The sequence below is a fragment of the Arthrobacter sp. CAL618 genome (assembly GCF_000468215.1).
In the GTDB taxonomy this organism is placed as follows: Bacteria; Actinomycetota; Actinomycetes; order Actinomycetales; family Micrococcaceae; genus Arthrobacter_D.
Genome location: NZ_ASZW01000098.1, coordinates 1 through 11477, shown reverse-complemented (window position 1 = coordinate 11477; position 11477 = coordinate 1). Strand labels below are relative to the sequence as shown.

At 65.3% G+C, this 11477-nt stretch carries 14 protein-coding genes; 5 read left to right on the top strand and 9 right to left on the bottom strand.

Annotated features, from left to right (window positions below; genetic code table 11):
• Positions 1 to 71: 71 nt before the first annotated feature.
• The 5 genes from purL to K728_RS0106290 all read right to left on the bottom strand — a co-directional run bounded on the left by purL (position 72) and on the right by K728_RS0106290 (position 5150).
• The gene (gene purL, locus K728_RS0106310; RefSeq protein ID WP_019483270.1) at positions 72 to 2384 is read right to left on the bottom strand and encodes a phosphoribosylformylglycinamidine synthase subunit PurL; all 2313 of its coding nucleotides are present in this window, start codon (positions 2382 to 2384) and stop codon (positions 72 to 74) included.
• Positions 2385 to 3140 (bottom strand): phosphoribosylformylglycinamidine synthase subunit PurQ, encoded by a 756-nt coding sequence (gene purQ, locus K728_RS0106305; protein ID WP_019483269.1) that lies wholly within the window; start codon positions 3138 to 3140, stop codon positions 2385 to 2387. It lies immediately after the preceding gene.
• Positions 3137 to 3409, bottom strand: a complete 273-nt coding sequence (gene purS / locus K728_RS0106300; RefSeq protein ID WP_019483268.1) for a phosphoribosylformylglycinamidine synthase subunit PurS — start codon at positions 3407 to 3409, stop codon at positions 3137 to 3139. The genes purQ and purS overlap by 4 nt, the downstream gene beginning before the upstream one ends.
• A gap of 169 nt (positions 3410 to 3578) precedes the next feature.
• Positions 3579 to 4121, bottom strand: a complete 543-nt coding sequence (locus K728_RS18595; RefSeq protein ID WP_024476232.1) for an SSI family serine proteinase inhibitor — start codon at positions 4119 to 4121, stop codon at positions 3579 to 3581.
• A gap of 51 nt (positions 4122 to 4172) precedes the next feature.
• Positions 4173 to 5150 (bottom strand): hypothetical protein, encoded by a 978-nt coding sequence (locus K728_RS0106290; RefSeq protein WP_051317635.1) that lies wholly within the window; start codon positions 5148 to 5150, stop codon positions 4173 to 4175.
• 110 nt (positions 5151 to 5260) lie between these two features.
• On the opposite strand from K728_RS0106290, the gene K728_RS0106285 reads away from it, so the two are divergent.
• Positions 5261 to 5467, top strand: a complete 207-nt coding sequence (locus K728_RS0106285) for a hypothetical protein (RefSeq protein ID WP_019483265.1) — start codon at positions 5261 to 5263, stop codon at positions 5465 to 5467.
• 2 nt (positions 5468 to 5469) lie between these two features.
• Here the strand turns inward: K728_RS0106285 and K728_RS0106280 are convergent, their stop codons facing one another.
• Complete coding sequence (locus tag K728_RS0106280) at positions 5470 to 6105, bottom strand: maleylpyruvate isomerase family mycothiol-dependent enzyme (protein ID WP_019483264.1); 636 nt, start codon at positions 6103 to 6105, stop codon at positions 5470 to 5472.
• A 154-nt stretch (positions 6106 to 6259) separates the two neighbouring features.
• Here K728_RS0106280 and K728_RS0106275 point away from each other — a divergent pair, with 154 nt between their 5' ends.
• Positions 6260 to 6541, top strand: a complete 282-nt coding sequence (locus K728_RS0106275) for a hypothetical protein (protein WP_024476230.1) — start codon at positions 6260 to 6262, stop codon at positions 6539 to 6541.
• On the opposite strand, the gene K728_RS0106270 is transcribed toward K728_RS0106275, so the two are convergent.
• Complete coding sequence (locus K728_RS0106270) at positions 6538 to 7830, bottom strand: aspartate kinase (protein WP_019483262.1); 1293 nt, start codon at positions 7828 to 7830, stop codon at positions 6538 to 6540. The genes K728_RS0106275 and K728_RS0106270 overlap by 4 nt on opposite strands.
• Positions 7831 to 7995: 165 nt before the next feature.
• Between K728_RS0106270 and K728_RS0106265 the strand changes: the two genes are divergently transcribed.
• Both K728_RS0106265 and K728_RS0106260 read left to right on the top strand, forming a co-directional pair.
• Complete coding sequence (locus K728_RS0106265) at positions 7996 to 8928, top strand: ABC transporter ATP-binding protein (protein ID WP_024476229.1); 933 nt, start codon at positions 7996 to 7998, stop codon at positions 8926 to 8928.
• Positions 8925 to 10061: an ABC transporter permease gene (locus K728_RS0106260; protein ID WP_024476228.1), complete on the top strand. Its 1137-nt coding sequence runs from the start codon at positions 8925 to 8927 to the stop codon at positions 10059 to 10061. Before K728_RS0106265 ends, K728_RS0106260 begins: the two co-directional genes overlap by 4 nt.
• Before the next feature lie 18 nt (positions 10062 to 10079).
• Here the strand turns inward: K728_RS0106260 and recR are convergent, their stop codons facing one another.
• Together recR and K728_RS0106250 are read right to left on the bottom strand one after the other, a co-directional pair.
• Complete coding sequence (gene recR, locus K728_RS0106255; RefSeq protein ID WP_019483259.1) at positions 10080 to 10676, bottom strand: recombination mediator RecR; 597 nt, start codon at positions 10674 to 10676, stop codon at positions 10080 to 10082.
• A 39-nt stretch (positions 10677 to 10715) separates the two neighbouring features.
• Positions 10716 to 11255 (bottom strand): hypothetical protein, encoded by a 540-nt coding sequence (locus K728_RS0106250; protein ID WP_024476227.1) that lies wholly within the window; start codon positions 11253 to 11255, stop codon positions 10716 to 10718.
• A 25-nt stretch (positions 11256 to 11280) separates the two neighbouring features.
• Between K728_RS0106250 and K728_RS21825 the strand changes: the two genes are divergently transcribed.
• A partial coding sequence (locus K728_RS21825) for a hypothetical protein (protein WP_035747391.1) occupies positions 11281 to 11477 on the top strand: 197 nt, incomplete at its 3' end.

The window sequence follows — 11477 nt, the reverse complement described above, 5'->3', positions numbered from 1 at the left end:
GGACGCCCCTGAAATATCGGGGGCGTTCGCCGTTTTGTGGGGCGACTGCCGGGATCGGGCGCGGTGGACGGTCAGGCGAAGTGGTTCGGCAGGGTGGCCTCGTGGGCGGTCCGCAGTTCGTCGAGTGGCAGGGTGAAGTGGCCCTGCACGTCGAGGGCTCCGTTCTCCGCGTCGACCACACCAATCCGCAGGTGCGGGTAGTTGCGTGCCGTGCACATGTCGTTGAACCGCACCTCTTCGGAGCGGGCCACGCTGACGACGGCGCGGCCCTGGGACTCGGAGAACAGCGCAGTGAACGGGTCAATGCCGTCGCGCTCGCAGAGCTCGTCGATTCCGATCCGTGCGCCCACCCCGAAGCGCAATGCCGCCTCTGACAGCGCTGCGGCGAGACCGCCCTCGGAGAGATCATGGGCGGCGTCGATCATGCCGTCACGGGAAGCGTTGATCAGGATGGCGGCGAGGGTCTTCTCGGCCGTCAGGTCGGCGACCGGAGGTTGCCCGCCCAGATGGCCGCGAAGATTCGCCCACTCCGAGCCGTCCAGCTCGTCCCGGGTGGTGCCGAGCAGGTAGATGGCCTGCCCGTCGTCGCGCCAGCCCGAGGGGGTGCGGCGGGCGACGTCGTCAAACACGCCGAGAACGCCGACCACCGGGGTCGGGTGAATCGGGACGCCGCCGGTCTGGTTGTAGAGGGACACGTTGCCGCCGGTGACCGGGACGCCGAGCTCCTGGCAGGCATCGGCGAGGCCGCGCACGGTTTCGGCGAACTGCCACATCACCTCGGGGTCCTCAGGGGAGCCGAAGTTCAGGCAATCGGTGACCGCCAGCGGCTTGGCGCCGGTGGTGGCGACGTTCCGGTAAGCCTCGGCGAGGGCCAGGCGGGCACCCTCGTAGGGGTTGAGGTAGGAGTAGCGGCCGTTTGCGTCGGTGGAGATGGCGACGCCGAGGCCGCTCTCTTCGTCCACCCGGACCACGCCCGCGTCGTCGGGCATGGCGAGGGCTGTGTTGCCCTGCACAAACCTGTCGTACTGGTTGGTGATCCAGTCCTTGGAACACATGTTCGGCGAAGCCATCAACTCCAGCACTGCGGCGCGCAGGGTGCCGCCGTCAGCTGGCCGGTCGCCGTCGAACGTGTTCTGCTGTAGCGCGTCGAGCCAGGTGGGGCGGTGGAAGGGCCGGTGGTAGACGGGGCCGTCGTGGGCGACGGTCCGCGGGTCGACGTCGACAATCTTTTCGCCGTCCCATTCAATGATGAGCCGGCCGGTGTCGGTGACCTCACCGAGCCACGAGTACTCAACGTTCCACTTGTCCATGATGGCCTCGAACGCCGCGGCGTTGGCCGGGGTGACCACGGCCATCATGCGTTCCTGCGACTCGGACATCAGGATCTCGCCCGGTGTCAGGGAAGGATCGCGCAACAGCACATCGGTCAGCTCGACGTGCATGCCGCCGTCGCCGTTGGAGGCCAGTTCGGAGGTGGCGCAGGAGATCCCGGCGGCGCCAAGGTCCTGGATGCCTTCCACCACCGAAGCCTTGAACAGCTCAAGGCAGCACTCGATGAGGACCTTCTCGGCGAACGGGTCTCCCACCTGCACGGCGGGGCGCTTGGAGGGCTTGTCAGCGTCGAAGGACTCGGAGGCCAGCACCGAGGCGCCGCCGATGCCGTCGCCGCCGGTGCGGGCACCAAACAGGACCACCTTGTTGCCCACGCCCGAAGCGTTGGCCAGACGGATGTCCTCGTGCCGCAGGACGCCGACGGCGAGTGCGTTGACCAGCGGATTGCCCTGGTAGACCGAGTCGAATACCACTTCGCCGCCGATGTTGGGCAGGCCGAGGGAGTTGCCGTACCCGCCGATGCCGGACACAATGCCGTGCACCAGGCGGGGGGTGTCCGGGTGGTCGATCGCACCGAACCGCAGCGGGTCCATGATCGCGACCGGGCGTGCGCCCATCGAAATGATGTCGCGCACAATACCGCCGACGCCGGTCGCTGCGCCCTGGTAGGGCTCGACGAAGGAGGGGTGGTTGTGGGACTCGACCTTGAAGGTGACAGCCCAGCCATCGCCGATGTCGACGACGCCGGCGTTCTCGCCGATGCCCACCAGGAGGTGTTCCTTCATGGCGTCGGTGACCTTGTCCCCAAACTGCGCCAGGTGCACCTTCGAGGACTTGTAGGAGCAGTGTTCACTCCACATCACCGAGTACATGGCCAGCTCGGCGGCGGTGGGGCGGCGGCCGAGGATTTCGACTACCCGGTCGAATTCGTTTTCTTTCAGGCCGAGCGCGGCCCAGGGGAGTTCGACGTCGGGAGTCTCTAGGGCGTGGGCCACGGTGTCGATGTTGAACTTGCGGGCCTCGGCGGGCGCGGCGGAGCTATTGAGGGTCACTTACTTAACCAGTTTCTTCAGTACAGAGGTGAATATTCCCAGTCCGTCGGTGCCACCGCGGACACCGACCTGTCCGACGGCCGACGAATCGGGGCCAAACCCGGCTTCGACTGCGTGTTCAGGGTGTGGCATCAGGCCCACAACATTCCCGGCAGCGTTGGAGATGCCGGCAATGTCCCGGCGGGACCCGTTGGGGTTGCCGCCGACGTAGCGGAAGACGACCCGACCCTCACCCTCCAGCTCGTCGAGGGTGCGTTCGTCAGCAACGAACTGTCCGTCCTGATTCTTCAACGGAACCACGATCTCGTCGCCCGCAGCGTAGGAAGCGGTCCACGCGGTGTCAGCATTCTCCACCCGCAACCGTTGGTCCTGGCACAGGAAATGGAGGTGGTTGTTCTTGATCATCGACCCGGGCAACAGGTGGGCCTCGGTCAGGACCTGGAAGCCGTTGCAGATTCCCAGCACCGGCAGCGCGTTCTCGCCACCCGATGCTGCGGCGGTGATCTGTTCCATCAGCGGAGCGAACCGGGAGATGGCACCGGCGCGCAGGTAGTCGCCGTAAGAGAAACCGCCCGGAACGACGACCGCGTCAACGCTTTGCAGGTCGTGGTCACCGTGCCACAGCGGGACTGCGGTGCCGCCGGCGAGGCGAACCGCCCGCGCAGCGTCGCGGTCGTCAAGGGAGCCGGGGAAGGTGACTATGCCGACCCGGACTGAGTCGAGCGTCGAGTTGAGGGTGTCGGCTTCCAGGGTCACTGCTCGCCCTCGGCGGATCCCTCGGGGAGCACCTCAACGCGGGTGACATCCTCGATGACCGGGTTGGACAGCAAGGTGGCGGCCGCGGTCCGCGCCTGTTCCAGCAACTCTTCGGTCACCTCGCCGTCGACAGTGAGTTCAAAGCGCTTTCCCTGGCGGACCCCTGAGAACCCGGTAAAGCCCAGCCGGGGCAGTGCGCCGGCAATGGCTTTGCCCTGTGGGTCAAGGATCTCGGGTTTGGGCATGACGTCGACAACTATCCGGGGCATCCGGTAACTCCTGGGCTCAAGGTGCGTTAAATGCAGTGGCTTCGGAGGTGCCGTCTCACGCTGAGGAATGTGGTGAATCCAGCGCTCCGCGAGCTTGCCCTACCAGTCTAACGGGGATCGCCTACCAGCTGTGATTTTATCTGCGCAGCTTACGAAACGCCGGCGGTGGTCACAGGGCGCCGGTGCCGCCAGGGGTCCCGAGCAGCGGTTCGAACAGGCTCCACCTGTCGATCTCACAACCGTTCTCACGGGAGAAGGACGCGTCGATCTGTTCGCCGTCGAGGGTGCCGGTCACGACGGCGATTTCCGGTCCTCCGTACTGCATCGTGCACATGGCGTCGGGGTCCGGCTCCGTCTTGATCAGGTCGCCGTGCGCCGCCAGCACCGCGCAGGCCGCCGCTGGATCCGGTAACGCCGACTCGCCGACCGGGGCTCCGGCGGCACAGGCCAACTCGTAGGTGACCGGTTCGACGTCGTCGCCGGCTGACACGATCACTGTGAGCTGGGAATCGGCGGTGGCCTCGTCTCCGGGGGATGCTGACGCTTCGGGCGTGCCCGTCGTAGCGTCTGGGGTCGGTGCGGTGCTGGTGGACCCAGTCGCCGGGCCGCTGCTTTCGGCACCGCATCCCGCAAGAGCCAGGAGCAGTACGCCTGCACCGAGGAGAAGATTCACCCGCGACAGCTGGTGTCGGGGTTGGTGTTCGCGGATCATGGGGGCTCCTTCACTTGCCGTGATAGGACGTTTCTGCTGGGCGCCGGGGGTTCACTGATCCAACGCCTGCTCGGTGCCCGCGGGTTCCAGTTTCCCCAAAGCGGTACCCAATCGTTGCCGAAGCTGCTGCGACTCCTCGGAGAACCCACGCTGCAGGCGGGCATATTCGGCGCGGCCCTCAGGCGTTTCAATGCGGATCGGCGGGTAGCCCCACGCGCTGAGGTCATAGGGCGAAGCCTGCATATCCATTGCGCGGATCCGCCAGGCAAGCTCAAAACAGTCCATCACCAGATCGCTCGGCAGTAAGGGGCTGAGCTTGTAGGCCCACTTGTAGAGGTCCATGTTGGCGTGCAGGCAACCCGGCTGTTCAAGGTCGCGTTGTGTTTCCCTGGTGGGCTGCAGCGTGTTCAGCGGCGCAGCCTGCGGCGTATAGAAGCGGAACGCGTCAAAGTGGGTGCAGCTGATCCGGCTGTCCTCCACCAACTGATCGGTTCCTTCAGCCCCGAGCCGGAGTTCAAGATACTCATGCCGCACGCCGTTGACCTGGGACCGGTACGCCATGGCCCACTCATGCAACCCGAAACAGCCGAGTTGCGCCCGCCGGGCTTGCGTGCGGCGAACAATGATGGCTGCGAAATCCAGTGCTTCCGCCCGGTCCTGTCGAAAGCCGTCGACGTCCGCGGTGACGGCGACGTCCTCGCCGGCCAGCGCCAGCACCGAGCGCTCTGCTCCGGTGAGCAGCCGATAGTGTTTCCAGTTTGCCCGCTCGGCGGCCTCGGGACCGACGAGCACGACGCCGGCGCCCGGGTGCCACCGCGCCAGTGGGCCTGGTTTCTGGGTGTAGTAGGTGAACAGGAAATCCTCGACCGGATGCTTTTTCCCAGCCGCGCGACGGTTCAGGTAGGGCTGCGCGAACGGTTCCACTCTCGCCCGATGAGTTTCGGCTGCGGCAATCCACTCGTCCCGCTGGAGCACCGTGAGGGTGCCCGGGCGGGCCGGCGTCGGCGCATTGATTGTTGAACTACTCACCCAACAAGTGTCTCACCGGGCCCGTACTCCGGTCGAAGCGTGGGGCCTCTCAGCGCAGGAGGATAATGAGAGAAGACACTCGGTCAAGCAGGACCCGCGGAAGGAACAGCATGGCTAGCAAGCCCAGTTTTGTGCACCGGTTCATGAAGGCGACCGGACGTGCGCGAGCGGTGTTCGGGCCGGCGCAAAGCAGTTCCCTGGACCACCCGATGACCAGTGAGAGTCAGGCGTCCCTGAAGGAGCGCGAAGCAGACGCGTCACAGTGGGAGACCGTGAAGCGGCCCGACGGCAGCACCTACATCGTGCCGAAAAGTTAGGGCTACGCGGCGCCGGTCAGGCGGTGCGCGCCGCGGCCGGCCAGGGTCTCCGGGCCGACCGGCCTTCCGGAGACCGCCACCAACAGATCGAGGGGATCCCCTTCGACGTCGTCGCCCAACCCCCACGATGTTCCGGTCCCGCGATCAATCAGCCGCAGCCCAGCGGCCCGCTCACGACCGCCCCCGTAGGAGACACGGGTTTGTAGCTGGTAGGCGAGGGCCTGAATCACCGCTCGGTGTGGGTAGCTCCCAGTAAGACCCAGGGGGCGGCGAATATCTTCGCCGTGCACGATTGCCTCGACCAATCGGGTTGCGGGGTTGGCCGGAGGCGTCCGAGTCAGATGCGCCGTGTCCATGAACGCGGCGAGCGTATCCCGCGGGTCATCCCGCCGGGTGCGAGCCACACCAACCTCGTTCGCGCGGTCAAAATTCATTCGCGCCGCTAACAGGTCGCGGATAAAGGAGACCCTGCTGGTCCGGGCGGTGTCCACCAGGTGGGCGAGGACATCGTGGATTGTCCAGCCCGGGCAGAGCGATGGAACTGTCCACTGTGATTCGCTCAGATCGGACAAATCTGCGGCCAGATGCCGTCGTTCGGCGTGCACCGTTTGCCAGATTGCTGCTGCCGAGTTCCGCATCGCGGGTTCCTTAGGGTCGGTCCGGTGGGCTGTGTCTCGATTGTGCTGGACACGGCTCAGGAACGGAAGGAAGGCCCCGGGAATGTGGCGCCTTTTCGGTGCTTTGGCGGTAAAATTGGCCAACGGCGTATCGCGAGGAAAGAAGGCGGTTCGAATGAGCGAGTCCAGCAGGAATTCCCCTCGAAAATGGCTGAAGAACCCGGCCAAAGTGTTCCTGGGTCCGGCCGAGCGGGGCGATCCCACCCTCCCGGTGGTTCACCGGCATGACGAGTTCGAGCAGGCCTCCGAGGCGGACCTCGCCGGGTTCGAGGTGGAGGAAGATTCGGAGGGCCACCACTACGCCGTGCGTAAGGAGCACCCGCCGGCCCCGCCACCCGAACCTCCGATGAAGTATGCCGACTGGTCAGGCAAGAAACCCCTTCACACCGAGGGTTAGCGGCCGGTACCTGCGTGAACCGTAGCGACCGTTTCGCCGTCCAGATCAAACGCCGCGTGCACAGCGCGGACGGCGCGGTCCAGCAGGTCCGCGTCCGTCACCACCGAAATGCGGATCTCGGAGGTGGAAATCATGTCGATGTTCACTCCGGCGTCGGAAAGCGCCTTGAAGAACCGGTAGGACACGCCCGGGTTTGACCTCATGCCTGCGCCGATCAGCGATAGCTTGCCGATCTTTTCGTTGTAGTCGACGCTTTCATAGCCCACATGCTCCTGGGCGCTTTTCAGCGCGGCGAGCGCCTCAGAGCCCTCGACAATCGGCAGGGTGAAGGAAATGTCTGTGCGGCCCGAACCGTGGGTGGAGACGTTCTGCACAATCATGTCGATGTTGGAGTGCGCCCCCGCGACGATGCCAAAGATTTCGGCGGCCTTGCCGGGAATGTCCGGTACGCCCACCACCGTGACCTTCGCCTCCGAACGGTCGTGGGCGACGCCCGAGATAATGGGCTGTTCCATGGGATCTCCCTCTTGAATTTTGATTTGGTCATCGGGGCTGGGTAGCACCCAGGTCCCTTCCTGCTCGCTGAACGAGGAGCGGACGTGCAGCCGGACCCCGAACCGTCGCGCGTACTCGACGCTCCGCAGATGCAGGATTTTCGCGCCCGAGGCCGCCATCTCCAACATTTCCTCACTCGAAATCTCGTCGATCTTCCGGGCGCTGGGCACCACCCGGGGATCAGCCGTATAGATGCCGTCCACGTCGGTGTAAATTTCGCACACGTCAGCATTCAGCGCAGCGGCGAGCGCCACCGCCGTCGTATCCGACCCGCCACGACCGAGGGTGGTGATGTCATTGCTTTCCCGGCTCATACCCTGAAACCCGGCGACAATCGCGACGTCGCCGCGGTCAATCACGGTCTTGATTCGATGCGGGGACACCGAGATGATGCGGGCACGGCCGTGGATGGCGTCAGTGATCATGCCGGCCTGGCTGCCGGTGAATGACTGAGCCGAGGAGCCGAGACCCTGGATGCCCATCGCCAGGAGCGCCATTGAGATGCGTTCACCAGCGCTCAGGAGCATATCCATCTCGCGGGGGGCGGCGACGACGTCGTTCGAGACCTGCGCGGCGAGGTCCAGGAGCTCATCGGTGCTGTCGCCCATCGCCGATACCACCACTACCACCTGGTGCCCGGCGCGCTGCGTCTGAACGATCCGCTGCGCGACACGTTTGATCCCGGCGGCGTCCCCCACTGAGGAACCACCGAATTTTTGGACGATCAGGCTCATGCGCACGCTCGCTGACGAATGTTGGTAGGTGTTGCCGTGCGACGACTACGGCGCCTCGGTTGACGGTCCAAGTTTAGCCCTGTGCCTTTTGTGGCAGCCAATTGCGCGTCCGATTGTTCCGTCCATATCCCCTGGAGGTGACGCAAGTCGCATAGGGTTCACCTTATGAACAACGAGTATGGGGGAATCGTTGCCAGAGGGATTGCGCGGAGTTTTGGCTCCGTTGCGGCTATCAGGCACATCGACTTTGCGGCGCCGCCCGGCGAGGTGACAGCGCTGATTGGGCCTAACGGCTCAGGCAAGACCACTTTGCTGCTGATCCTTGCCTCGCTCCTCGCGCCCGACAGTGGGACGCTCACGGTTGGCGGGGTAGACCCGATGCAGGACGCCGCGGCGGTGCGACGCCGGGTGGGGTGGATGCCTGACACCCTGGGGGTGTGGGAATCGTTGACCGCTACCGAGATCCTCACCGTCATGGGCTCGCTCTATGGAATGCCGGTTGGGCAACGCCGGTCACGGGCTGCGGAGATGCTCGCCGCCGTACGCCTCGAGGAATTCGCGGACCAGCCAGCACGGGTGCTGTCCCGGGGGCAGCAGCAGCGACTGAGCCTGGCGCGGGCGCTGATCCACGACCCGGCGGTTCTCCTCCTCGACGAGCCGGCATCGGGGTTGGACCCGGGCTCCCGGGTGGAACTTCGCGCCACCCTGCGGTCTCTGGCAGACCAGGGGAAGACCGTTGTGGTGTCGAGCCACGTGCTGTCTGAACTCGACGAAATCGCGGACCGCGCGGTGTTCATCAATCGTGGTGAGTCGGTCAAGAATCAGACGCTTGATGAGGCAGGCACCCAGATCCGCCGCTACTACATTCAGGCGGAACCCATGCAGCCGCTGGCGGCTGCCCTCACCAGCCATGGCGTTGAGTTCGAGGTGCGTGGCGATTCCCGCCGCGCCGAATACCAGGTGCTGGTTAGCAGTGCAGACGAGGCGGCGTGGCTGCTACGCACCCTGGTCATGGCCGACGTCGCGATAACCGCTTTCGCCCCGGCGGGTGGAGCCCTCGAAGAAACCTACATGAGCCTCGATACGGACAGACAATGAGCGTTTCAATCGCAGAGCAGCCGGGCTCGACCGGCGCTTCCCCTGACCTGGCCCTGACGTACTGGGGCGGCGTCAAAGCCGTGTTCGGCCTCGAAATGCGGCAGCGGCTCCGTGCCCGGGCCTGGTACATCATGCTCCTCGTATGGTTCGTTGTCATCGGCCTGGTGTTTTTGCTGGCATCGGTGACCACTGCTGCAACGTTCGGATCGGGGGCCATCCTTTTCGACCTGGTGGTGGGCTTCGTCCTCTTTTTTGGGCTTCTGGTGGCGCCGGGACTTTCAGCCAATGCCGTGAACGGAGATCGAGCGGCCGGGACGCTCGCCATCCTGCAGATCACCCTGCTCACCCCTGGGCAAATCCTGTGGGGCAAGTGGCTCGCCTCCTGGGTTGCCTCGCTCGCCTTCCTTCTGGTCAGTACCCCGTTCATTTTCTGGGCGCTCGCTCTCGGCGGAGTGAACCCCGCGGAGGCTTTCGTCTCGCTGCTGATGCTCAGTGTGGAACTGGGTATCGTGTCAGCGATCGGGATCGGCATTTCGGCGCTGGCCAACCGGCCGCTCTTCTCCATCGTCACCACCTATATGGTGGTGGCCCTGCTGGGTATCGGCACCCTGATCACTTTCGGCCTGAGCTATGCGCTGATCGAGGAGGAGAACGCGGAGGTGACCTACTCGTACCTGGAATATCCGGCGGACACTGATTTTTCGGTAACGCCGCCGCCGGAAGACCAGCTGGAATGCGTCACCCAGACCCAGATCCAGACCGTGCACCACACCGAACGGACGGCCTGGTTACTAGCAGCCAACCCCTTTGTCATTGTGGCGGATGCGGTGCCCTACGGTCGCGGGTTCGACGTCGGCCAGATGTCGGAGCCGACTAACGCCGATGTCTACCGGCAGCCCGGTATCATGGAGAGCATCAGCGAAGGTGTCCGCTACCTGCAGGCCGGACCCGACTACGACATAACCTGTGATGAGGTCCAGGGCTACGGGCGGGACCTCCCCGAAGACCGGTTCCCGATCTGGCCCCTCGGGCTGGTGCTGCAGTCGGCGCTCGCCGGCGGGCTGCTATGGCTCGGGCAGCGAAAGCTGGTGACCCCGGCCCGGCGGCTCGCGCAGGGGACCCGGATCGCCTGATCCCAGCCGGGGGACAGGCTAGGAAACGGTGCGGCGTCCTTCGAAGGCGCGGCCGAGGGTCACTTCGTCGGCATATTCGAGGTCGCCTCCCACCGGCAGTCCTGAGGCCAGGCGTGTCACCTTGATCCCGATGGTCTTGAGCATCCGGGCCAGGTAAGTGGCGGTCGCTTCCCCTTCGAGGTTCGGGTCGGTGGCGATGATGATCTCCTCGATCTTGTCGTCGGAGAGTCTACTGAGGAGCTCACGGATCCGGAGCTGGTCCGGGCCGATACCAGCAATCGGGTTGATGGCGCCGCCGAGCACATGGTAGCGCCCCCTGAACGATCGGGTCCGTTCGACGGCGATGACGTCCTTTGACTCTTCCACCACACAAATCGCTGTCGGGTCGCGGCGCGGATCGCGGCAGATCCCGCAGGTTTCCTGCTCAGCCACATTGCCGCACACCGTGCAGAATTTGACCCGTTCCTTCACCGTGACGATGGCATTCACCAGGCGCTTGATGTCCTCGCCGTCGCCCTCCAGGATGTAGAAGGCCAGCCGCTGGGCCGACTTGGGTCCAACCCCCGGAAGCCTGCCCAGTTCGTCGATGAGCTCCTGGACTGCGCCTTCGTACACTGGACCTTCTTCTGGTTGCTATTTCACTGGAACGGAACGCTAGGGGCTGTCGACGCCGCGTTCCTCAATCAGTTTGCCGTTCAGGATGCGTTCGATCGCTGAGCGTCCAACCAGCCCGGACTCTTCGATGGTTTCATCGTCGGCGCTCGGCTCGTCCTCAACGTAGGTCAAGTCTACGGCGCCTTCGGGGGGATTGGCCGCTTCCTCTTCCAGCCGCTTCCGCTCCGCTTCGTCAAGGAGCCGCTGATACCTGCTGAGCGGTTTGGCTGGCTGGCCGGCGACCGCCGGTGGGGGCTGGTCAACCGCAGGAGCCCGCGGGGGCTGTTGCTGCGATGTGCCCACCGGGTCTGCCGTCGGCCGTTCCTGGGCTTTTTCCCGAACCGGCGCGTCGGGCTGCGCCGGTGTTGAGTTCTGACCTGGGGCGGTCTGCGGCGGACGGCGGGTGGACAGGGTCTGCCCAGAGTCGTCGGGGGCTGCGGGTTGGGCTGTTTGCCAGGCATTGCTTTCCGGGCCCAGATCGTATTCGTCGGAGGGCGGCTCCACGGAGGCCCACGAGTCGTCCGGTTCCGAAGTTGCCACCCTGCTTCGCTGGGGGCGGCTGGGTGTGGCGGCGGGTGTAACGGGGGACTGCGGGGCGGGACCGCTCTGGCCTGCGCTGGTGCTGGGGCCGGTATTCCAGCGGGCCGGCGGGGCCCCGACTGACGGTTCCGCGGCCCGGGAGGGGGCCGCAGGTGGCGGCGAGCTGGGCGGCGCAGAGGATGGTGACGGCGCCGAAGCTCCCGAAGCTGCCGCCGTGGCGGG

Excerpts from the sequence above, each read along its gene's own strand:
- K728_RS0106260 (WP_024476228.1), top strand. The coding sequence starts at position 8,925 with ATGAGCGTTTCAATCGCAGAGCAGCCGGGCTCGACCGGCGCTTCCCCT.
- K728_RS0106265 (WP_024476229.1), top strand. The coding sequence starts at position 7,996 with ATGAACAACGAGTATGGGGGAATCGTTGCCAGAGGGATTGCGCGGAGT.
- K728_RS0106275 (WP_024476230.1), top strand. The coding sequence starts at position 6,260 with ATGAGCGAGTCCAGCAGGAATTCCCCTCGAAAATGGCTGAAGAACCCG.
- K728_RS18595 (WP_024476232.1), bottom strand. The coding sequence starts at position 4,121 with ATGATCCGCGAACACCAACCCCGACACCAGCTGTCGCGGGTGAATCTT.
- K728_RS0106285 (WP_019483265.1), top strand. The coding sequence starts at position 5,261 with ATGGCTAGCAAGCCCAGTTTTGTGCACCGGTTCATGAAGGCGACCGGA.
- K728_RS0106270 (WP_019483262.1), bottom strand. The coding sequence starts at position 7,830 with ATGAGCCTGATCGTCCAAAAATTCGGTGGTTCCTCAGTGGGGGACGCC.
- purS (WP_019483268.1), bottom strand. The coding sequence starts at position 3,409 with ATGCCCCGGATAGTTGTCGACGTCATGCCCAAACCCGAGATCCTTGAC.
- K728_RS0106280 (WP_019483264.1), bottom strand. The coding sequence starts at position 6,105 with ATGCGGAACTCGGCAGCAGCAATCTGGCAAACGGTGCACGCCGAACGA.